This window comes from Halioglobus sp. HI00S01 (genome assembly GCF_001635445.1).
Lineage (GTDB): Bacteria > Pseudomonadota > Gammaproteobacteria > Pseudomonadales > Halieaceae > Halioglobus > Halioglobus japonicus.
The window spans coordinates 1-21,882 of sequence record NZ_LWEE01000010.1 but is presented as its reverse complement, the minus strand read 5'-3'; the positions used below and the strand labels follow the sequence as shown (position 1 = coordinate 21,882).

At 57.2% G+C, this 21,882-nt stretch carries 17 protein-coding genes; 11 read left to right on the top strand and 6 right to left on the bottom strand.

Going from position 1 to position 21,882, the window contains the following annotated elements; genetic code table 11:
* Positions 1 to 64: 64 nt before the first annotated feature.
* The 3 genes from A3709_RS02065 (at position 65) to speB (ending at position 3,542) form a co-directional block, all read left to right on the top strand.
* Positions 65 to 1,582, top strand: a complete 1,518-nt coding sequence (locus tag A3709_RS02065; protein WP_066049370.1) for an alpha/beta hydrolase domain-containing protein — start codon at positions 65 to 67, stop codon at positions 1,580 to 1,582.
* Between the two features lie 111 nt (positions 1,583 to 1,693).
* Entirely contained in the window at positions 1,694 to 2,488 is a 795-nt protein-coding gene (locus A3709_RS02060) for an SDR family oxidoreductase (RefSeq protein WP_066049367.1), read from the top strand.
* Positions 2,489 to 2,603: 115 nt separating this feature from the next.
* Positions 2,604 to 3,542, top strand: coding sequence for an agmatinase (gene speB / locus A3709_RS02055; protein ID WP_066049363.1), 939 nt, complete (start codon positions 2,604 to 2,606; stop codon positions 3,540 to 3,542).
* A 7-nt stretch (positions 3,543 to 3,549) separates the two neighbouring features.
* Here the strand turns inward: speB and A3709_RS02050 are convergent, their stop codons facing one another.
* Entirely contained in the window at positions 3,550 to 4,725 is a 1,176-nt protein-coding gene (locus A3709_RS02050; protein WP_066049359.1) for an aromatic ring-hydroxylating dioxygenase subunit alpha, read from the bottom strand.
* Between the two features lie 199 nt (positions 4,726 to 4,924).
* On the opposite strand from A3709_RS02050, the gene A3709_RS02045 reads away from it, so the two are divergent.
* Positions 4,925 to 5,512: an aspartyl/asparaginyl beta-hydroxylase domain-containing protein gene (locus A3709_RS02045; protein ID WP_066049356.1), complete on the top strand. Its 588-nt coding sequence runs from the start codon at positions 4,925 to 4,927 to the stop codon at positions 5,510 to 5,512.
* A complete protein-coding gene (locus tag A3709_RS02040) occupies positions 5,509 to 6,423 on the top strand; it encodes a hypothetical protein (RefSeq protein ID WP_066049353.1) in 915 nt (304 codons plus the stop codon). The genes A3709_RS02045 and A3709_RS02040 overlap by 4 nt, the downstream gene beginning before the upstream one ends.
* Positions 6,424 to 6,435: 12 nt before the next feature.
* Here the strand turns inward: A3709_RS02040 and A3709_RS02035 are convergent, their stop codons facing one another.
* From A3709_RS02035 to A3709_RS02020, 4 genes are all read right to left on the bottom strand, one after another.
* On the bottom strand, positions 6,436 to 8,430 hold the full coding sequence (locus A3709_RS02035; protein ID WP_066049350.1) for a tetratricopeptide repeat-containing sulfotransferase family protein: 1,995 nt from the start codon (positions 8,428 to 8,430) through the stop codon (positions 6,436 to 6,438).
* Between the two features lie 18 nt (positions 8,431 to 8,448).
* Positions 8,449 to 10,920, bottom strand: a complete 2,472-nt coding sequence (locus A3709_RS02030) for a TonB-dependent receptor (RefSeq protein WP_066049347.1) — start codon at positions 10,918 to 10,920, stop codon at positions 8,449 to 8,451.
* Between the two features lie 64 nt (positions 10,921 to 10,984).
* Positions 10,985 to 12,448 carry a sulfotransferase gene (locus A3709_RS02025; RefSeq protein ID WP_066049344.1) on the bottom strand — a complete coding sequence of 488 codons (1,464 nt, stop codon included), beginning with the start codon at positions 12,446 to 12,448 and terminating at the stop codon, positions 10,985 to 10,987.
* Positions 12,445 to 13,098: a TetR/AcrR family transcriptional regulator gene (locus A3709_RS02020; protein WP_066049340.1), complete on the bottom strand. Its 654-nt coding sequence runs from the start codon at positions 13,096 to 13,098 to the stop codon at positions 12,445 to 12,447. Before A3709_RS02020 ends, A3709_RS02025 begins: the two co-directional genes overlap by 4 nt.
* A 187-nt stretch (positions 13,099 to 13,285) precedes the next feature.
* Between A3709_RS02020 and A3709_RS02015 the strand changes: the two genes are divergently transcribed.
* The 6 genes from A3709_RS02015 (at position 13,286) to A3709_RS01990 (ending at position 21,709) form a co-directional block, all read left to right on the top strand.
* Complete coding sequence (locus tag A3709_RS02015) at positions 13,286 to 14,902, top strand: NAD(P)/FAD-dependent oxidoreductase (RefSeq protein ID WP_082849823.1); 1,617 nt, start codon at positions 13,286 to 13,288, stop codon at positions 14,900 to 14,902.
* Positions 14,895 to 16,451 carry an NAD(P)/FAD-dependent oxidoreductase gene (locus A3709_RS02010; protein ID WP_066049334.1) on the top strand — a complete coding sequence of 519 codons (1,557 nt, stop codon included), beginning with the start codon at positions 14,895 to 14,897 and terminating at the stop codon, positions 16,449 to 16,451. The genes A3709_RS02015 and A3709_RS02010 overlap by 8 nt, the downstream gene beginning before the upstream one ends.
* Complete coding sequence (locus A3709_RS02005; protein WP_066049331.1) at positions 16,451 to 17,629, top strand: aminomethyltransferase family protein; 1,179 nt, start codon at positions 16,451 to 16,453, stop codon at positions 17,627 to 17,629. The genes A3709_RS02010 and A3709_RS02005 overlap by 1 nt, the downstream gene beginning before the upstream one ends.
* A gap of 8 nt (positions 17,630 to 17,637) precedes the next feature.
* Positions 17,638 to 19,017, top strand: coding sequence for a glutamine synthetase family protein (locus tag A3709_RS02000; protein WP_066049325.1), 1,380 nt, complete (start codon positions 17,638 to 17,640; stop codon positions 19,015 to 19,017).
* Between the two features lie 65 nt (positions 19,018 to 19,082).
* Entirely contained in the window at positions 19,083 to 20,339 is a 1,257-nt protein-coding gene (locus A3709_RS01995) for an aromatic ring-hydroxylating dioxygenase subunit alpha (protein WP_066049322.1), read from the top strand.
* Between the two features lie 5 nt (positions 20,340 to 20,344).
* Complete coding sequence (locus tag A3709_RS01990) at positions 20,345 to 21,709, top strand: aminotransferase (RefSeq protein WP_066049319.1); 1,365 nt, start codon at positions 20,345 to 20,347, stop codon at positions 21,707 to 21,709.
* Between the two features lie 2 nt (positions 21,710 to 21,711).
* On the opposite strand, the gene A3709_RS01985 is transcribed toward A3709_RS01990, so the two are convergent.
* On the bottom strand, positions 21,712 to 21,876 hold the full coding sequence (locus A3709_RS01985; protein WP_255359713.1) for an N-acetyltransferase: 165 nt from the start codon (positions 21,874 to 21,876) through the stop codon (positions 21,712 to 21,714).
* Between the last annotated feature and the right edge of the window lie 6 nt (positions 21,877 to 21,882).

Here is a 21,882-nt window from a genome sequence, read left to right as displayed (position 1 = left end):
TGTTTGCTAGTCAGTGCTACTCATAATAAATCAAGACCAATGAGGTCAGACTAGAGGCTCCTCCATGTTCGTAAACACACTGCGCCTTTCCACACTGCTATGCTCAGCTGCTCTCGCCATCACTCTGGCCGCCTGCTCAGACAACAGTAGAGACCGCGATGCTGGCGGCGACACCCTGCTACCGGTTTCCGACCCGGTAGTATCGCTGCCTCCGGATGTCGGCAACATCAACCTGCTGGCACTCAATATCGATCTGAATGAGGTAGGTTACCAGCAATCTGAGTTTTTCCTGGAAGGCTCCGCGAGCGCCTTCAGGAACACCAGTGAGTTAGGTGAGGACGGCTTCTGGTCAGCGGAGCCCGCCGAGACGGCGGAGTACCGCGTGCGCATTGTCGTTTATCGACCGATTGACCCCGCCAACTTTGACGGCAACGTGTTAATCGAATGGCTTAACGTAACAGCCGGATTCGAAACCCCTCCCAGCTGGGGCACGGGGCACCTGGAAATGCGCCGCGGCGGTTCCGCCTGGGTGGGCGTTTCTGCTCAATTCATCGGCATTGAAGGCAGTGAGAGCTCGCTACTGCCACTTCACCTGAAGGCGGCTAATCCGGAGCGCTATGGGTCGCTATTGCATCCGGGTGATAGTTTTTCGTTCGATATCTATCAGCAGGTAGCCCAGGCGATCCGCTCCCCTCAGGGCATCGACCCATTAGAAGGCCTGGTAGCAGAGAACCTCATCGCCTACGGCGAGTCGCAATCGGCGGGCAGACTGACTACCTATATTAACGCCATACATCCTCTGTATCAGATCTTCGATGGATTCATGGTGCACTCGCGGGGCGACAGTGGCGCTCCGTTGGCGCAGGAGCCGCTCACCTCCATACCAACACCAGACGTGGCCCTTATTCGTACCGACGTCAACGTACCCGTGCTGCAGTTCAAAACCGAGACCGATGTACTACTCCTCGGCCACGCACGCGCACGCCAACCCGATACAGACCTCATCAGAACCTGGGAAGTCACCGGCACCGCGCACGGCGACCTGTATACTTTTGTCACCGGCCGCAACGACGATATCGGGGCACCGGAGTTTGCCTCAGTCCGCGAAGAAAACACTGTACTCGGATTCATTACTTGTGGGCTACCGATCAACAACGGCCCCCATCACTACGTTTTCAACACGGCGGTGCACGCTCTGAACGAGTGGATATCGGATGGCATACTACCGCCGACATCGCCACGACTTACGTTGAACGACGATGAATCTGACTATCGCTACGATGCGTTGGGTAATGTGCTCGGCGGGATTCGCACGCCTTACGTTGATGCCCCCTCCGCAATTCTCTTGGGCAACGAGAACCCCGGTGACAGATTCTGCTTCCTATTTGGCACAACATCCCTGTTTGACGCCGCCCAGATGGCAAGCCTGTACATCGACGAGGCAGGCTATGTCGCTGCTGTTACTGAAGCTACCAATGCGGCGGTTGAGTCCGGCTTCTTACTCCAGGCAGATGCTGATGCCATCATTGCCTGGGCGCCTGAGCAATGGCGAGAGCAGGTTAACTCTGACCCTGGCATCTAAAAAAGAGCAGTCTACGGTATTTAGGGAGCGCTAAGGGGGCTTCCCATCACCGTGCGCTACCATGCGAACACGGACATAGGAAATAACAAGAACTAACGCAGGAGACGACGCATGGATTTACTCATCAAGGGCAAAAAAGCCATAATGGCCGGCGGCAGTGCCGGTATGGGCCGCGCCACTGCAGAGCGCCTTGCTGAAGCCGGCGCTGAACTTGTGATCACTGCCCGCCGTGAAGAACGCCTGCGCAAAGCAGCCGAAGAGATTGCACAGAAATACGGCACCAAGGTCACTCCGATTGTCGCCGATTCCTCCAAGGAAGAAGGCAGGCAAGCCCTGTTCGAGGCCTGTCCCGATCCGGATATTCTCGCCATCACCATCAAACCGCCCGCGCCCAATGGCGACTTCCTCAAGGTCACGCCGGGGATGTGGCGCGAGTCGGTCGAAACAGCGCTGATCGGCCCGATTGAAATCATGCGCAACTACATACCAGGGATGAAGGATCGCGGCTTTGGCCGCATTGTGAATATCGCCACCTTTTCCGCCAAGAATCCGATGATCTGGCGCTTGATGTCCGGCCCGGCACGCTCTGCGCTGATCAACTATACCGCCAGCGTATCAAGAGAGGTCGCGCAGTACGGCGTGAACATCAACAACATACTGCCCGGCATGTTCGCCACGGAAGGTGCGAACGAGCTCATGCCCATTTATGCCGATGCCTTTGGCCTGGAGCATAAAGATGAAGTGATCACGAATCACTTTATCGAGCACAATAAAATTCCCGCCGGATTCATGGCTGACGCGGATGACATGGCACCGATGGCTGCTCTGTTGTGCAGCCCACTATCGCGCTTTATCGTTGGGCAGAACATCGTCATCGACGGCGGGCAGCACCACTCATTGTTCTGACGTTGCCATCAACGCAGCCCTCCCAGCAATACACACAACAGGCTTTGCTTTAAGAAAGTAACTGTGTGAAGCTCCATTGCCTGAACCCTCTATCAAGCAGATCAAGGGAGCTGCAATGAACGACCAAGCAATTACCCGAGATTCCCATTACGGCGCGGGAGACGAAGCGACCTACGCAGGCATTACCAGCTTTATGCGACGGCGCTACACCCGCGACCTGGCGGGTGTCGATGTGGCGGTAATGGGTGTACCCTATGATCTGGCCACCTCAAACCGATCAGGGGCACGCCTGGGCCCTCGTGCCGTGCGCGCTATTTCCGCGAACCTGGCGTGGGAGGAGTCGGTGGTCGGCTGGGATTTCAACCCCTTCGACGAACTGGCTGTCGTTGACTACGGCGACTGCCCCTTCGACCCGGGCGAGCCGCACAAGGTACCGGAAGAAATCTATCGTTATGCCGCAGGCATTCTCGAGCAGGACGTTGCCCTGCTCACCTTTGGCGGCGACCACTTCATTAGCTACCCCCTGCTCAAGGCGCACTACGACAAGCACGGCCCCATGGCATTGATTCACTTCGATGCCCACTCAGACACCTGGGAAGAAAAAGAAGAGCGAATTGATCACGGTAGCATGTTCTACCACGCGGCAAGAGGAGGCTTGATCATTCCTGAAAAGTCAGCGCAAATTGGTATTCGCACCCATAATGCCAGCACCCACGGCTTTAATATTTTCGGCGCGGCCGAGGTACATGAGCAGGGCTGCAAGTCCATCGCAAATCAGGTACGGGAAATTGTAGGCAACCAACCCTGTTACCTGACCTTTGACATCGATTGCCTGGACCCCAGCTTCGCTCCCGGCACCGGAACACCCGTGGTCGGCGGTCTCTCCTCTCACCAGGCACTGCAAATACTGCGCGGTCTAGAAGGCATTAACCTCGTGGGCATGGATATGGTGGAAGTTGCCCCGGCTTACGATGTCAGTGAGATCACTGCCCTGGCTGGCGCGACGATTGCAGTGCAGCAGCTCTGCCTGCTGGCCCGCCGACCAGGCCGCTAGCAATCCGCTATAGCGACTCTTCAGCTTGCGCTAATTGCGCGCGCACCCATTCCTGGAAGGCGTGTACCTCGTATTCCTCGGCCATTAACCGGCCCGTCTGGTGCGCGATAGAACTAAGTCCGCGCTGATTCATCTCCGCCGCGCGGGCGTCCTGACCCAGTACCATTTCTGCATAATGCGCGAATTCAGCGGGATTGAAGTGTGGAATCTCGAGGGTCTCCGGCCGGAACAACCACTGGGCGCACAGCTCGGTTTTGACGGGCGACAGCGGCCTTAGCCAGACGATGCGCACGTAATCTACATGCCCCACCATAAATGCAGTCGGCCATGACACCTCGTAAGTATGGCCACGCGCCAAATCCTCAGGAGAAAGGCCACTAAACGGGGTATCGCAGGGTTGTCCGTCCGCGGACCATGTGGCGCTGCCCTCTCGAAGCCCGGGGCGATACCGGGGATTCCCTTCTGCCTGGTGTTGCTGCCATAGCGGATCGTCCTGTACCTCCATCATGCGCCGCTTATACAACGGTACCAGATCACTCAACTCGGGATGAATGCCAGGGCAATGCAGACATTCGCTGAAGTTTTCCCAGAATAACTTCCAGTTACAGGCGATCTCTTCGCGGTATTCGTGGCCAACCACCACGCCCTCCAGGGGCCAGTTGGCCAGCGCCTGGCCGCCACAATCCATACCCTCTGTCAGCGGCTGGGCGTCGGGACGCAGATTGATAAAGAGAAAACCGCGCCATACCTCTATCGCGACGGGATATAAGCCGAGCGCCTCTTCCTCAAAATCAGTTTGTCGGAAATTACTCGGCGCCCGCAGCAGGTCGCCGCAGTGATCATAGCTCCAGCCGTGGTACGGGCAGGCTATATTGCCCGGCAGATTGCCATATGGCTCAGATAGCAACTCAGCGCCGCGGTGCCGACAGGTGTTGTGGAAAGCGCGGAACACCCCGTCGTTACCTCGGAGCACAATAATGCTCTGGTCACCGATCTGGACAATGCGATAATTGCCAGGGTCGGGCAGGCTGTCGACACGATCTACATACATCCACTGCCGATACCAGATAGCGCGCAACTCGCGCTGGTAGTGATCTGCATCCCGGTACCAGGTAGAGGGCAGCGATTCCCGCCCCTCGGTCAGCCCTGAATAGCCCTCTTGAAACGTGCTCATATTCGACATGCGGGAAACTCCGGCCAGCTTCAACGGCTTGCCCCTAACGTTCACTCTTGCGTGAATTTATAGCCAATGCCGACAGGAAAATAAAGGAGAATCGGCATTAGCAACTGAATGATCATTCATTTAGTAGAAACACTGGGAAGTTTCGCAAAAATCACGCGACTGTGCGAATATACAAACATATAAAAACGCAGTAACAACTATGGATATAGAAGTCCCATTGAAGGAGCTTGGCGAGTACGATATTGCGCCACTCAGAGAGGCGATTCTGGGCCTGGATGAGCCCGTCTGGAAAGACAATACCTATCGACAGCAGGAGTACGATGTGCATCGGCAGACGGAATCAGTGGTACTGATTTTTACCGATGGGGCTGGCTGGCCGGAGATTGAGGTCACCCGGGAACGCGGCTGGGAGCTGCTGGCCGATACGGCATTGCCGCTTATGCAAAAGCTGATTGAAGACCACTACCCTCCAGGTGGCACCATCATCCGCGCCATGGCCGCCAGGCTGGCGCCCGGCGGGATTATTAAACCACATCGCGACAAGCACCCTTCCTTCCACTATGGGCACCGGATACATATTCCCATCGTTAGCAACCCCCGCGTGAGGTTCACTATTGATGGCCGTCCCTACCGCATGGAGATCGGCAAGGTCTACGAGATCAATAACCAGATGCAACACAGCGTGATGAACAAGGGCCAGGAAGGCCGGATTAATTTCATCTTTGACTACGTGCCTCCCCAACACATCGGCGCAAGCGGCCTCGCCGACGAGGCCGCCAGTAGGTGACGACTCTCATTGCAACCTCCGTTGTTCGGGGAAGCCACCAGGGGGAGAGCCACGGTGGCGTCTATCTTGTCGATTTCGAACAACAGTCGGTAAATATGGTGATCGATTGGAATGCACCGGACATCGACTGGCAGGGGCGCGGCTGGGACCGGGGGCTTCGCGGCATCGCCTTCGACGGTGAGCGAGTATTCATTGCGGCGAGCAATGAGTTGTTTGTCTACAGCCCCGACTTCCAGTTGCTGGCCTCTTATCGCAATCCCTACTTGATGCACTGCCATGAAATTGCCGTGTATCAACGGCGCCTGTACCTCACCTCCACGGGCCACGACGCCATTCTCGGCTTTGACCTGGATGAAAACCGCTTTTGCTTCGGACTACACCTGGTCCGAGTGGGTAGCAGCTTCCAGGGCGCGCCGTTTGATCCAGAGGGGGACAATGGGCCAGGTAAAACTAATCAGCTGCATATTAACAACGTCCACTGCAATGCGCAGGGAATGCACATTTCCGGGCTAAAAACCGCCGGGGTTATTCGCTTTAACGGTCGCACCGTGACGCGCAGTGTGCGCCTGCCCCAGGGTGTGCATAACGCCCAACCCTACGGCGACGGTGTGCTCTTCAACGATACCGAATCAGACAAGGTACGGTTGGTGTACCCGGATCGCGAACTTTCCTTCGACGTACCGGCTATTGACCCTGCGCGACTAACCCACACGACGCTGGATGATTCCCGTATTGCCCGCGCAGGTTTTGGTCGCGGCCTCTGTGATCTGGGTGAAGGGTTGATAGCCGCTGGATGTTCACCGTCGACGATTGCCATCCATGACCTCGAAACGGTCAAAACTCGCAGCCTGGTCACCCTGAGTTACGATATCCGCAATGCGATTCACGGGCTGGAAGTCTGGCCCTATTGATCAACGGCCATGTCAGCCGATCTGGTATTGATCCAGGATCGGCTCAAGCACATCCTTCAACTCATCCAGGTGCCCTTCATAGCGGCGCCAATAGCCTATACCGGAACTGTAAATTGGCTGGCGTACCTGTTCTGAACTGGCAGTGCGCACTGCGCGATCGGTCTGATGGAAATCGACACAGCCCTGCTCAAAGGGCAGCTCGAGGAAATCCAGAATCCGTCTGACCTGGGTATCGAGGTCGGCCACAGTATCCTCGTACTGCACATGCAATACCTTGCCCGGTAGCACCTCATCCCAGTGATCCATCATACGCTGGTACTGCAGGTAGTATTCGCCAATATCCGACTGATCGTAACTGAATGTCTGGCCCCTAGCGTAGAGCTGACGAAGGTTGCCAACACAGGCATCCAACGGATTGCGCCGAGCATCGATAATGCGCGCATTTGGCAGAATCGCGTGAATAAAGCCGACACAGGGGAAGTTGTTAGGCATCTTATCGATGAAGTGAGGCGTCCCCTCGGTGCGGTGCATTTGCGCCATTTGCAGATAATCGCGACCCAGACGCTGAAAATGACGTGGTTCCAGCTCCGCCAGCAGCCCTGGGTAGCGCATACCGTCTGCCCGGTTGCGATTAAGGGATTTGGTCAGCCTGCCGATGTAGGGCAGCTCGCTGGTGCCCTCTACGGCACTGTGACTCGCAATAATCTGCTCAACCAGGGTGGAGCCGGAGCGCGGCATCCCCAAAACAAAAATCGGTGCGGGGTCCTGCTCACCCACCTCACCCAATTGCTGAAAGAAGTCAGCATTGAAAAAAGCCACCAACTCGTCGTTAATCGACTCTGTGTGCACCGGGTCGTAACTGACCAGCATACGCTGGGTCTGATTGCCGCCCTCATAGTAATGCCATGCCTTGTCGTAATCTTCCCGATCCTCAAACGCCTTGCCCAGCGCAAACATAAAGTTTACCCGGGAACTGTCGCGCAGCTCATCGCTGTCGACACGTTGCTCCATGTCGTCGATCTGGTCATCACTGAAGCGGTAGGTCTTGAGGTTGGCCAGACTGTAGTAGGCCTCGCCAAAATCTGGCTCGAGTTCCAGGCAACGCTGGTAGGCACGCACCCCCTCGTCTTGGTGGCCCAGGGTTTTGAGCATATGCCCCAGCCCCAGCCATGCGCCGGTATGATTGCTGGACAGGTCGAGGCAGCGGCGGTATGCAGCGGCGGATTCCTCGGTCTGCGCGGCGGGCCCAAGCACGCCCCCAAGGCGATAGTGACCTTTGGGATTGTCAGGTTGCAGTCGGGTTATTTCGCGAAATATCTCGATCGCGTCTTCATAGCGCTCCAACTCCTTGAGCACCCGCCCCAACTCAAATAACACTGGGACATGATCCGGCGCGCCTGCCAGGGCCTGGCTAAGCAGATGTTCTGCCTCGTCGAAATCACCTGCCGCGGCGGCGATCAGGCCCAACATGCGCAACGCGTCTACATGCCGTGGCTGTTTTTGCAGTACCTGACGACAGAGTTGCTCAGCCTCACGAATACGGCCGGCCTTATGGTGTTCCGCGGCGCGGGCCATCATGCCCCTTAGTGGTGACAACTCGAAGCTGCGTTCAAAGGCCGCGTCTGCTTGCTGCCCCTCCCCGACCGCTGCAAGCGCCTTACCCAGATTAAAGTGCGCGGCTTCCAGCTTTGGGTCGAGCCTGACGGCCTTCTTCAATAAGGGGACGGCTTCCTCAGTCCGTTGCTGTTTCAACAGGAGGGTACCCAGGTCCTCGTAGGGTTTGGCAAATCCAGGAGCGAGCTCCATGACATGCCGCAACGTGTTCTCTGCCTTGTCAAACTGTCTCAGGTCACCCTGGGCCATGCCTAACAAGCCGAGCAGATTAATGTCTTCGGGATAGTCATCCAGCGCAGCCTCGCAGAGGGCCAAACCTTGTTCGGTTCGGCCCTCCTTGATTTCACTGAGAATGTTTTCGAATACGCTGCGCGGTACACGCCGTTGTTGCATAAATCAGTACTTCGGTGGTTAGAACTTCCAGCGCAGCGTCATGCCAATGGTGCGCGGCTTGCTGATAGAAACGCGCTGCTGACTGCCCCAACGATTGTTGTAGAACTGTTTGGCGTTTTCGTCAGTCAGGTTGGAGACAAACACCGTGCCACTCCAGCGCTCGGCATCTATACCTGCGCGAAGGTTGCCTATGTCATAGGAAGGCTGAATTGTGGTGCCCTGAGTGAATACAATGGACTCCGTACCCGCCAGGGAGTTAACGGACTCGCCCACGTAAACCCAGTCCAGGCGAATGTAGGGCTCGCCTCCCCAAAGTTCGTTATCAAAAGTGTACTGGACCGAAGCACTGCCCTGCTCCTCCGGGGTAATCGGCAACTGGGTGCCGTCGTCCACAGAAACGATCAAGGTTCCATCGTCCGTGGTGATGTTGTTGTCCTCGGAGATCTCGGCACTGATCAGGCCTATATTCGCAGACAGCTCCAGGTTCTGAGTGGCCGCCCAGGTGACGTCTGCCTCGAAGCCATTCACCTCTGCTTCAGAGAAATTCACAATACCCAGGGAAAATACCGTAGGGTCATTTACCTGAATCTGCATGTCCTCCCAGACCATGTGATAAGCGACTGCATTAAAGCGCAGCGAGCCGTCCAGCAGCGTACTCTTAAAGCCTAATTCATGGTTTTTCAGCAGGTCTGGACCATAGCTCCTGGGCAGGATGGAGCTGGCACGAATGGCGTTACCACCGCCGCGACGGAAACCTTCTGAGTATGTACCGTAAGCCAGGATATCGTCGGTGAAGTTGTAAGTGACATTAAACTTTGGCACCCAGTCATCATCCTTGATGGATGTGGACTCGGCGGTACTGAAGAAATCGCGTTCCAGATCAGGTTCGTCACCCTCCAGCAAAGCGCCCTGCAGCAGGGAGAAATCCTCGTCGTATTCAAACCAGCGGGCACCAGCGGTCAGACTGAGCTTGTCAGTTGCCTGCCAGGTCACTTCGCCGAATAGCGCCACCTGCTCCACTTCCAGATCGTAAGTACCGAAGAAGAAGTTATCGCTGTCGGTATTGTGGAAGGTATCGTAGTTGGGATTGTAGTAAGGTGAATTCGCCAGGTAGCTAAGGTAAGTATAACCCTGGTTGGCATAGTAATCGGTGTCACTAAAGCCCTGAATGTCTGCGGTAAAGAGTTCCTCCCGCTCCGTCTTGCCGTAGAAAAAGCCAACCAGACCGCTCCAGCGACTGTCGGAATCTGCCGGGGTTGTCAGACGTCCCTCGACCGACCAACGCTCGTCTTCGAATTCTTCAAATGCATTGGCGCGCGGCGCACCGGTAAAGTCGTAAATCGTTGCAGGATAGTAACCCGGAGCCGCATAGGCAGGATCATATTTCTGGTCAAAATCGTGGAGGTAATCAGTAGCGTCCGCCTCATAGGTGAAATCGCGACTGAAATAACTCGTGGTCAACACGGTATCCGCCCAGCCCAGATTGCCCTCCAGCGTCAGGCTCACCTGATACCAATCGTCTGTCATCGATTCGTCTTCGAAACGGACCTGCTCGCGGTCTCCAACGGCCAGATTGGTGTCGCCAAAGCCATCCACATCGAGTTGCTGAACAATACCCGCCAAATCGACGGTCCAGTCCTCATTTACGAACCAGCGCAGGCCTACGCGTCCGCCGCTGATACTTGAGGAGTTGATGTCATCCTCTATCTTATCGGCATTGTCAAAACGATCGCGCACCGGAAGACCCGCAGCAATACGGTTTTCTTCCCACTGGTCGGGCTGATTGGTGCCCAGCACGTTGTCGACATAGCCCGCTTCCTCGGCGGTAAAGCCCACCAGACGAATCGCCAGCTTGTCTTCAAGCAGCGGGATGTTAACCATCGCCGATAGGTCTGTGTCCAGATCATCGCTATTCTCGACCGCTCCCAATGACCCTTCTATCCAGCCGCTGAATTCAGTAGGGTCTGGTTTGTTGGTGATGATCCGCAACGTGCCGGATTGAGAGGCATCGCCAAACAGCGTGCCCTGGGGACCACTCAGCGCTTCAACACGTTCAATATCTACAAGGCGTGGATCCGGGTTCGTACCAGCGGCGGTGATCGGCTGCTCGTCCAGGTAGACACCTGAGGATGGCGTAGTTCCGAATTGGATACCCGAGGCAGCTACGCCACGAAACACCACGGTGGTTGCGCCAGGATCCCGAGTGGAAACTGACAGGCTGGGAATCTTGCCCGCGTAGTCGTCCATGCCGAGAAAGCCCTGACGCTGAATGTCATCCGTCGAGAAGGCTGAGATCGACTGGGGCAAGTCCTGAATGTTCGATTTTCGCTTGGTCGCGGTAACGATAATCTCTTCGAGCACCGCCTGCGCATGCGCCTGGGAAGCGGCGGTCGTGCCCAGTGCCGCCGACACCAGCAACGCCATTGTTTTGCGCGGAGGCAGTGCCGCCGCAGATGTCTCGTCGAGGTAACCGTCTACGTTCTTATTCATATTCCTTACCTGCTGTGGACCAAGCCATTTTAAATGTTGCAGCACTGCGAGCAGCGCATAGGGTTTATGTGGTTTTTGCTGCCCCGCCCAGTACCGGTGCGAGAACTTCTGTCAACGCTATCAATCCTCTTCTATAGCGGCGCCAATTACCGACTCCCACAGCGCTACCGGTATCTGCCCCTTCATTCCGAGCCGCTCGCATTAGCAGGCTACTCTCATGAAAGTTCATACAACTGTCTTCCCAGGGCAAGTCCAGGTACGCCAGAATCCTGACAACCTCCGCCTCGAGATCCTGGGCCAGATTTTCGAAATCGACCCGCAGGACCTTACCTGGAAGCACCTCATCCCAGTGATCCATAACACGCGAATACTGCAGGTAGTACTCGCCCATTTCGACCTGATCATAGCTGAAAGCCTGTCCCCGGGGGAATAGCTCGGTCAAGTTGCGCACGCAGGCATCTAATGGGTGACGCCTGACATCAATAATTTTCGCGTTAGGAAGAATGCTGTGAATCAAACCGATCAGCTTAAAATTTCCAGGCGCTCGATCAATAAAATAGGGTGTTATCTCGCGGCGATAAGGCCTGGCCATCTGCACGTAGCGTTCACCCAGGTCGTAGCGCTGCCGAGCATCCAGGTCCGCTAGACCATGTGGGAAGGGTTTATTTGTGTCAGCGGCCTCAGCCAAACCCTCGGCAATCTCGGCAAGGTGGGGCAATTCACCGGTACTCTCAACATGACTGTGGGCGGCGATGATCTTTTCAACAAGCGAAGCACCAGAGCGGCGCATTCCCACCAAAAAAACAGGCGCCCGGTCCGGGCAAGCGCCTGTAGCGATTGAACTAAAGTAATCACCACCGAAAAAATTCACCAAGCTGCCCGCAACAGCTTCGGTTTTCACCGGATCGTAATTGACCCGCTTGCGCTGGGCGGCATTGCCCTGCCGGTAGAAGCGCCAGGCACGGCGGTAGCGTCCTCGAGCCTCAAATTCACGCCCAAGGGAAAAGAGTAACTTCACACGGGAAGCTTCTGGCAGCTCATCGTCTTGCAACTGCCGACCCATCTCGTCAATCTCGCTGTCACTGAACCGGTATGAACCCAGCCGGGAGAGACTGTAATAGGCATCGCTATGCCCGGGATCGAGTTGAAGACAGCGGTGGTAGGCGGCAATGCTGTCCTGGCGCTGCCGGAGAACATTGCAGGCATGCCCCAGGCCCAACCAGGCCGCGGCGTGCTCTGGCGCCACGTCAAGGCACCGTCTATAGGCAAACACCGCGTCACTGTGCGCCCCCAGCGTGGTCAGAGCTCGTGCCGTATGGTAGTGGGCGGCAGCAAACCCGGGCTCCAGATCTGTCGCTTTCTCCAAGACTGATAATGCCTCTACCACCCTGCCCGACTGCAACAGTAACTCGCCCAGATCCGAGTAGGGTTTAGCGACACTCGGGTCGCGCTCGATCACCGCCAACAGCTGACCGTGAACTGCCTTGAACTTGTCGGCGTTGTCGCTGGCAGTTAAAGCGGCATTCATGCTTTCTCCCCCGGATTGACGTGGCCAGGAAGGGCATTGGCCAGGTACTGACGGGCGGCCGCCATGGCCTTTTTGCGACTGAGCCGGCGCGGCGCCAGCAGAACGTTCAGCCACAGTCCGTCCACCAGGCTGATGTAGCCTGCGGCGAGCAGATTCGGATCAACATTGCGATATCCGCCGTCGACCAGAGCTTGTTCAAACAGACTCGTCAACAGACGCTCGGCCTTGATGTCCTGGCGCGAACAACTGGCCAGATAGGTAGGGCGCGACTTGGCCTCGCCGAGGAAGGCATACCAGACGGCCAGCTTGGATTTATCCGTAGTTTGGGTGCCGAAATCGAACGCCAATAAAGCGTCAATCCGGTCGGGAATCGTGGCATAGCCGGGGTCAGTCAGAATCCCGCTCTGCCCGTCGTTGTATTCTCGGGTAACAGAGTCCAGCGTGGCGAGGAGCAATTTTTCCTTGCTCTCGAAATGTAGGTTGGCAATGCCAAGGCTGAGACCGGCGGTTTTTGTTACCTTTGCCATGGTAACACCGGACAGGCCGTTCTCGGCGATGCACTTCATGGTCGCCTTGATCAGCTGATCACGCCTGACTTCGCGTGGTTGGGCGCGCCGCCGCCCCGCTGTATTGTCCTCGCCACTTCCCAAGCCGCTCGCTCCGTAATTGTCTAGGCTGGTTATTCTGTGCAGAACTACTACCGTCAACACTAGATGATAGCAGTGACAGGATCAACAAAAATCTCAAATGAATGATCATTCATTCATGCATGGACATGCCCCGGGCGTCATGGCATGCTCGGCTCATCCCTGGTTACCGCAAAAGCTGGAGAGCGGTGTGAGTAAATTTGACGCTATTATCATCGGCGCAGGTCACAACGGCCTGGCCAATGCTGCCTACCTTGCCAAATCCGGTCTCAAGGTGGCTGTACTGGAACGCAACCCCTACATCGGCGGCGCAACGGTAAGCCGTGAACTGCACGAAGGCTGGAAGTACTCCAACTGTTCCTATGTCTGCAGCCTCCTGCGCCCCGAGTTGGTGCGCGACCTGGAGCTACCGCGCCACGGGCTGCAGGTTGTGCCCTACGGAGGTGGCATTACATTCATGCAGAATGGCGACCACTACGGTAACTACTATGACCGTAATCGCCGCTACCGGGAAATGTCGCGCCACTCGATACGCGATGCCAATGCCTACGAGCGTTATTCCGCCGACACCCAGAAGCAGACCCGTCTGATCCGGCCATTTCTGCTCAAACGGCCGCCCGATCCAACATCGCTCAAGCTGCGCGACCTGCGCGACCTGGCCGAGTTCGCCGGCGCATTTTTGGAAATGGGTGAAGAAGGCCTGGCCGACACTGTCAGCTTCTGGACCAAGAGTGTCGGAGACTACCTTAGCGAATACTTCGAATCTGACGTGATACGCGCGCATTACGCAGGATCCGGCGTCATCGGCACAGCGCTTGGCGTATTCTCGCCGGGCACCGCCTATGTCTTGTTGCATCATTATATGGGCGATGTGGATGGCAATGTGGGCTCCTGGGGCTTTGCCCGCGGCGGCATGGGCGCCGTATCCGGTGCTCTGGCAAGCGCCTTCAAATCATTCGGCGGAGAGATCATTTGCGATGCAGATGTCGGTCACGTCAAAGTACGCGGCGGCAGAGCAGTAGGCGTCGCCCTGCGCAATGGCGACGAATACGATGCAGATGTTATCGTGTCATCTCTGGACCCCAAGCGCACCTACCTGGATATCATGCGCCCCGGCGACCTCCCGGTTGACGTCGTCAATAAGGCTGAGAACTTCAAGATTCGCGGCTCGTCGGGAAAACTGAATATCGCCCTCGATGGCCTTCCCACGTTCCAAGGTATCGAAAAAGACAGCGTACTGATGCTGGGTGATATGCACTTCACAGACAATCTGCAGCGACTGGAGCGCGCCTACGACGACTGGAAGGATGGCACCTGGTCTCAAGATCCTTATCTGGACATGCTAATTCCCACCCAGACCGATCCGACCATGGCACCGCCAGGCAAGCACATGATGAGTGTGTTTGTGCAGTACGCCCCGCCGCTGATTAAAGGCAGGGAATGGACCGCGGAAGACAAGGCCGGCTTTGAAAAATCCGTCATTGACCAGATCGCACAGTACAGCCCCGACTTCAAGGACCTCATCCTGCATTGCGAGACTCGCACCCCGAAAGAAATCGAGGCTGAGGTCGGCCTCACCGAAGGCAACATATTCCAGGGAGAACTGACCTTTGACCAGCTACTGTTCAATCGCCCCTTCCCCGGCTACGGACAATACCGAGGCCCGCTGGGCGGTCTTTACATGTGCGGCTCTGCCACGCACCCGGGAGGTGGCGTGATGGCAGCTCCAGGTGCCAACGCAGCGCGGGAAATCCTGCGCGACCTGCGACGACCCAACATTGTGCCAGCGGGGTATTCCGATGACTGATCACTATGACGCCATTGTTATTGGTGCAGGGCACAATGGCCTGGTGTGCGCGACCCACCTGTCGAAAGCAGGCCGCAAAGTACTGGTACTGGAGGCCTCCGATCAACCGGGAGGCTGCGCCTCTACCCGAGAGTTCGCACCTGGCTTTACCGTATCGGATTGTGCACAGTGGTTGTACCAACTGCATCCCACTGTAGCCAAAGAGATGGCCCTGGAGGCCCATGGCCTGAAATGGGCCGCTCGCGACCTGGCGAGCATCTCGCTTTCAGAGAGCGGTTCGCATCTGGTGCTGTCGGGGAACCAGCTCAGCGGCGCGAGCGCCGATGACCAGGCCGCACTCGAGGTGCTTAACACCCGCAACAAACGCTACCTACGCCTGCTTGCCAAGCTGTTTGCTGAACGCTCTCCCCGACTCACTGAGGCCAACCTGATAGATCGCCTCTCGCTGCTCAAGCTGGGCCTTGGCCTCAAGCTACTCGGCAAAGAAGATATGAGCGAGTTCATGCGCATCGTGCTCATGAATATGTATGATCTGATGCAGGAAACTTTCTCAAGCGAAGCACTGCAAGCTCTCCTTAGCATGGATGCCGTTCTCGGTTCACGCAGCGGCCCGCGTACTCCTGGCAGTGTTTTCGCGTACCTATATCGTCAACTTTCAGCCGAGTTTGGTTTCACGGGTGTCGCCCAGATTGAGGGCGGCATGGGTGAGCTGGGCGTGGCCATGGCCAACAGTGCCCGCGCCGCCGGCGCAGACATTCGCCTTGCCTCCCGGGTCGACTCCATCGACATGGAAGCCGACAAAGCGGTAGGTGTGCGCCTCGACTCCGGCGAGAGTGTCCGCGCATCGACGGTCATATCCAATATCGACCCTGTTACCACCTTCCGCGACCTGGTGGGCTACCCGCGTATCGAGGCGGGCACCGCGAGACGTGTAACCCAGATTCGCCATGGCAGTGGCACCGCCAAGCTGCATCTTGCCCTGAGCGCTGAACCCAACTTCACTGGCCTCACTGGCGAGCAGCTGGGTCAACGACTGGTTATCGCCCCCAACCTCGATTATGTCGAGCGCGCCTTTAACGCTATCAAGTACGACGAATATTCCGCCGAACCCGTTATGGACATAAGCATTCCCACGCACAATGATCCCGCGCTGGCACCAACTGGCCAGCATGTGCTCTCAGCGATCGTGCAATTCGCGCCCTATTCGCCCGACGGCGGCTGGGGCCAACATCGACAGCCCTTTATCGATCGCTTGCTGGCACTACTGGAACGTTATGCCCCCGGCATCCGCGATCTGGTCACCGCCGCAGAACTGCTCACACCGCAGGATCTGGAACAGCGCTTCGGCATGGCTGGCGGTCACTGGCATCACGGCGAGATGAGCCTGGACCAAATACTGATGAACAGACCCTTCCCCGGAGCAAGCCAGAATGCCACCCAGGTGGACGGCTTGTTCCTCTGTGGAGCGGGCACTCACCCCGGCGGCGGACTCATGGGCCTGGCCGGGCGCAACGCCGCGCGGCAGGTCCTCAGGCAGGGAGAGAAATGATGAGCAGCGACGACACCATGATGTTGCACACACCGTTCCACAGCCGGGTTGCTGCCGCTTGTGAAATCAACTGCTGGGGAGATTGGAAGGGATATACCACCCCCAACGCCTACAGCGACGTAGAGCTCGAGTACTTCGCGATTCGCAGCACGACTGGGGTGTTCGACCTGTCCCCCATGAACAAGTACCGGATTAGCGGCCCGGATGCTGAGGCATATCTCAATCGGCTGGTCACACGCGATGTAAGCAAGATCAAGGTGGGCCGTGTCGGCTACACAGTCTGGTGTGATGAACAGGGGCAGGNACTGGACGACGGCACGATATTTCGGCTGGACGAGAACGACTTCCGACTATGCGCATGGGCCCGCGGGCTGGACTGGCTGCTCTGCTCCGCACTGGGCTTTGACGTCAGCATTGAAGATGAGACCGCCCAGGTCGCAGCCCTCGCGGTTCAGGGCCCGACATCCTGCGCCAACCTGCTCAACATGGGACTGACTGGGCTCGACCAGCTAAAACCGTTTGGCATGATGTCATTTGATTTTGCCGGACTGCCCCTGATGGTCAGTAGAACCGGCTTTACAGGTGACCTCGGCTATGAACTGTGGATTGAGCCCTCGGGCGCAGAGCCGCTATGGGACGCGCTGTTCAAATCGACCGACTACAACCTGATCAAGCCCATTGGTGCCGACGCGCTGGACCTGGCGCGAATTGAAGCAGGATTTATTCAGGCGGGCGTGGACTTCGTGCCTGCTCTGAATGCAGTACGTGCAGGCCGCTCACGATCCCCCTTCGAACTCGGTCTGGGTTGGTTGGTGGATTTCAACAAACCCGTATTCAACGGCCGCAGAGCACTACTAGAGGAACAACAAGCGGGTTCTCGCTATCGTTTCGCAGTACTCGATGTCGAGGGCAACAAACCTGCTCACAACTCATTTATTTTTCACGGCAAACGTGTGATCGGCACCGTAACCTCCGCTGCCTGGTGCCCCACCGCAAAGACCAACATCGCCTTCGCCCAACTGGAAGACCCGTTTGGCCAGGTCGGTGAGCGCTATACTGCGGAGATCTATTTTCAGCGTGAGCTGCATTGGTCCCGTGAGCTGGCGCCCTGCCGGGTAGTGGACAAAGTGCCCTTCAACCCAGCGCGCCGGCGCCTTACGCCGCCCGCACTCTTTTAGGACGAACCATGACACAGGCCACCCTTGTAGAATGGCAGGCATTTACTGCGGCAAACCCCGACCTGAAAATGTTTGAGGTCATGATGCCGGACCTGAACGGTATTCTACGCTGCAAGCGGCTGCATCGCGATGAAATGGAAGGCCTGTTCAAGGGCAACCAGAAAAGCCCGATTACCCTACCCGTCATCACCCCTATGGGTGAGTACAGCGTGGATATCGACGCCGACGACATGGAAGGCGAACGCGACGTCCGCCTCAGCCCTATCGCCGGCTCGCTGGCGAGGATCAACTGGCTGGACTCTCCCACGGGTCAGGTACTGACCTCACACGTCGAGCTCGATGGATCACCCTGCTGGATAGAATCAAGGCAGGCACTGCAGCGTGTCGTCAACAAGTTCAGCGAGCATGGACTGTCGCCCGTTGTCGCCACCGAGCTGGAGTTCTACCTGATAGCCCCCGGCGATGACAACAGGCCACGCCCCCTACTCGGCCGCATACCTGGCACTGGCCTCGAACAGCACGGCACACAATACGTAGAAGCCAATGACCTATGGCAATTGGATGGCTTTCTCGACGACCTGCGCACGGCCTGCGAGCTTCAGGGGATCGCCCTGACAACACTGCACTCTGAATTTTCACCGGGCCAGTGGGAGGTCAACACCCGTCACGGCTCAGATATTATGAAAGTCTGTGACGACACGCTGCTACTGCGTCGGCTGGTCAAAGGTGTCGCTCACCGCCACGGCCTGGCAGCTACGTTTATGGCCAAGCCCTTCGCCGAACACCCTGGCAGTGGCATGCACCTGCATGCCAGCCTGTACGACAAAGATGGCAACAATCTGTTCGCCGGTGCAGGCAGCACCGAACCTGGCATATCTGACACGATGCGCCACGCAATGGGCGGCGTTCTAGCCACCATGGCAGAGAACACCCTGCTATTTGCCCCCAATGCGAACTCCTACCGGCGCTTTGTCGAAGGGGCTTATGTGCCACTGGAGCCACGCTGGGGCTACAATCACCGTGAAGTCGCTGTGCGCATCCCAGTGTCAGGACCGGAGAACCGGCGCTTCGAGCACCGGGTCGCCGGTGCGGATGCTAACCCCTACCTCGTCGTTGCTGCCGTACTGGCAGGCATGCTGCACGGTATGGAAACGCAGACCGACCCAGGCCCCATGGTGGAACAACTCAGCGACTACTGCGCCAGGGAAGTACACATCCCTACCCGCTGGTTCGCCGCAATTGAAAAATTCAGCCAATCCTCAATCATGCCCGCCTACCTTGGGCAACAATTCTGCCGTGGCTACAGCAGTATGCGGCGCGCAGAGGAAGCGATGTATCACACGACAATCCCCACACAGGACTACGAGTGGTATCTGCGCGCGCTGTAGCAATGCTTTCAATTTAAATGACCATTTAGTATCCTGAACGGACATTTAATTCAGGGTAAGCCGCAATGAAATTCATCGCCACCGACGTCGATGACTCCGCAACCAAAATGGCGCAGAAGCTCGAGGAATCCATCGCCAACCACGGGCGGGCCATGGACCCCTACTTTTACCGCTCACACCTGGTGTACCAGCGCGAACTCGATCAACTGATCTTCCGCAGCTGGCTTTACGCGGGGCACATTTCCGAGATCCCGGACTCCGGCGACTATCTGCTGTTCGAGATCGGCGAGGATTCACTCATTATCGTGCGCGACGACGATGGCCAGGTGCGCTGCCTGATGAACGTCTGCCGCCACCGCGGCGCTCGCGTCTGCGAGGAGGCCAGCGGCAAACGCAAGACGTTTGTCTGCCCATACCATGGCTGGGTTTACCGCACCGACGGCTCACTCAAAGCCGCCCGCGATATGGAAATGCTGGAGGGCTTCGACACCTCCAACTACGGACTAAAGCAGGCCCGGGTTCAGGTGCACATGGGCATGATCTTCATCAATTGCGACCCAGAGGCCGAAGACTTCCTGCCCGCATTAGAGCCTCTTCAGGCGCCGCTGGGGGCCTATGATCTTGAGAATGCCAAGATCGCCCACAAACAGACCTACAAGGTTGACGCCAACTGGAAGTTTGTTCTGGAGAACTATCTGGAGTGCTACCACTGCGCCACATCGCATCGCGCCTACGCGCGCATGCACACTCTGAAAGATCTGTACTGCAAGGTCGAAGACGTGGTGCAGGCCATGCTTGACCGCACCGAAGAAGTCACCGGCATAACGGGCATGGGCAAAGAACACTATGCCATCTTTAATGACGCCAAAGGCTTCGGCTGCTGTGCTTACACATCCCGCTATGGCCTGTTCGACGGCTACTTGACGGGTAGCGAGGACGGTCAACCTGTAGCACCCCTGATGGGTAACATCCAGGGCTACGACGGCGGCGCAGGTGACTTCCAGCTGGGGCCCCTCACATTCATGCTGAACTACCCGGATCACTGCGTCTTATACCGCTTCATTCCTCGCAGCCTGACCTCAACAGACATGGAAGTAGTCTGGTTCGTGCGCGGAGACGCAGTAGAAGGAACAGACTACGAGCGAGACAAAGTCACGTGGCTGTGGCATCACACCACAATGGAAGATGAATACATCATCAACCGCAACTCCGAAGGCGCCAATTCACGCTTTTTCGAGCCCGGCCCCTACCACCCGGAGTACGAAGAAACACTTCAGCACTTCGTCGAGTGGTATCTCAAAAACCTTTCCAAGGCGGCGTAACAACCATGTCTGTACGCGATACATTTAACCAGCACCTGCTCCACCCGTGGGCGGACCTGCCCAATCTGGGCGAAGACGACAGCACCCCGGTGATCGTCCGCGGCGAAGGCGTCTATATTTATGACGACAATGGCCAGCGCATGATCGACGGCCCGGGCGGCATGTGGTGCATGCAGACTGGCTACGGCCGGCAAGAGATAGCGGATAGAGTAGCCACCCAGATTGTCGAACTCGGCTACAGCACCGCGTTTTCAACCATCAATCCCCTCGAGGCCGAACTCGCCCAACGCATCGCCGAGAAAACCCCCGGCGATCTCAATCGAGTGTTCTTTACCACCGGCGGCTCTACCGCCGTGGATTCCGCCCTGCGCCTATGCCAACTGGCGCGAAACATTCGCGGCGAGCCGCAGCGCAAACACATCCTGTGTCGCGACAAGGGTTACCACGGCAGTACCTATCTATCCGCATCCGTCACCGGCAAAGAGCGGGACAAGACCGCCATGGACACTGCCGTCGACCTGGTGCACTTTCTCACCGCACCCTGCGCCTTTTATCAGGAACAGGATTTTGCCTCCGAGGAAGCATTCTGTGATTTCCTGATTGCTGAACTGGAAACCAAGATTGCCGAGCTGGGCCCTGAGAACATCATGTGCTTTATCGCCGAGCCGATACTGGGATCAGGGGGCGTACTGGTACCACCCACAGGGTACAACCGGCGCTGCTGGGAAGTCGTGAAGCGCCACGGAATCACCTATATTGCCGATGAAGTAGTCACCGCATTCGGCAGACTGGGGCACTGGTTTGCATCCGAAACCCTATTCGACGTGGTGCCCGACATCATCACCTTTGCCAAGGGTGTGACCTCTGGCTACCTGCCACTCGGCGGCTATGCCGTATCCGACGCCTTCATGGCAGAAATCAGTGGCGACAACGCCGAGGGCAACTGCTATAGCAACGGCTTCACCTGGTCGGCCAACCCGGTATCCTGCGCCGCAGCACTCGAGAGCTGGGATATCATTGAACGGGAACAGCTGCTGGAACATGTTCGCGATGTGGGACCGTATTTCCAGGCCCAGCTGCGCACCCTGATGGACCTACCTCTGGTCGCCGACGTGCGGGGCATGGGCATGATGGCCGCAGTAGAAATGAGCCTGGGAAGCGACGCCGAGGGAGAAGCCCTTCTAGAGCAGGATTACCACCTGGGCGACCTGATCGACAGCCACTGTCGTGAGTTCGGATTACTGGTGCGCCCACTGATTAACGTCTGCATCATGTCGCCCCCGCTCATTCTGACCCGCGAGCAAGTGGACGACCTGGTGAGCGCGCTGCGCAAGGCTCTGCTAAAAGCACAGGAAGAACTACTGGGGTAAATCTAGAGCTCCAGCGAGTACTTGTAGAAGTGGGTCTCGCGCTCGTAGCCCAGGTCTTCGTATAGAGCCTGACCGATGATATTGTCACTGGCGGTTTCCAGATCGATACGACAGGCTTTCATTTTGCGGGCGTGAACCTCCGCTCGCTTCATCAAGGCCCGCCCCACCCCTCC

Bases quoted from the DNA above. Each gene is read 5' to 3' on its own strand.
- A3709_RS02035 (WP_066049350.1), bottom strand. From the start codon at position 8,430: ATGCAACAACGGCGTGTACCGCGCAGCGTATTCGAAAACATTCTCAGT.
- A3709_RS02030 (WP_066049347.1), bottom strand. From the start codon at position 10,920: ATGAATAAGAACGTAGACGGTTACCTCGACGAGACATCTGCGGCGGCA.
- A3709_RS02025 (WP_066049344.1), bottom strand. From the start codon at position 12,448: ATGAATGCCGCTTTAACTGCCAGCGACAACGCCGACAAGTTCAAGGCA.
- A3709_RS01990 (WP_066049319.1), top strand. From the start codon at position 20,345: ATGTCTGTACGCGATACATTTAACCAGCACCTGCTCCACCCGTGGGCG.
- A3709_RS02010 (WP_066049334.1), top strand. From the start codon at position 14,895: ATGACTGATCACTATGACGCCATTGTTATTGGTGCAGGGCACAATGGC.
- A3709_RS02000 (WP_066049325.1), top strand. From the start codon at position 17,638: ATGACACAGGCCACCCTTGTAGAATGGCAGGCATTTACTGCGGCAAAC.
- speB (WP_066049363.1), top strand. From the start codon at position 2,604: ATGAACGACCAAGCAATTACCCGAGATTCCCATTACGGCGCGGGAGAC.
- A3709_RS02045 (WP_066049356.1), top strand. From the start codon at position 4,925: ATGGATATAGAAGTCCCATTGAAGGAGCTTGGCGAGTACGATATTGCG.
- A3709_RS02050 (WP_066049359.1), bottom strand. From the start codon at position 4,725: ATGTCGAATATGAGCACGTTTCAAGAGGGCTATTCAGGGCTGACCGAG.
- A3709_RS02060 (WP_066049367.1), top strand. From the start codon at position 1,694: ATGGATTTACTCATCAAGGGCAAAAAAGCCATAATGGCCGGCGGCAGT.
- A3709_RS01995 (WP_066049322.1), top strand. From the start codon at position 19,083: ATGAAATTCATCGCCACCGACGTCGATGACTCCGCAACCAAAATGGCG.
- A3709_RS02065 (WP_066049370.1), top strand. From the start codon at position 65: ATGTTCGTAAACACACTGCGCCTTTCCACACTGCTATGCTCAGCTGCT.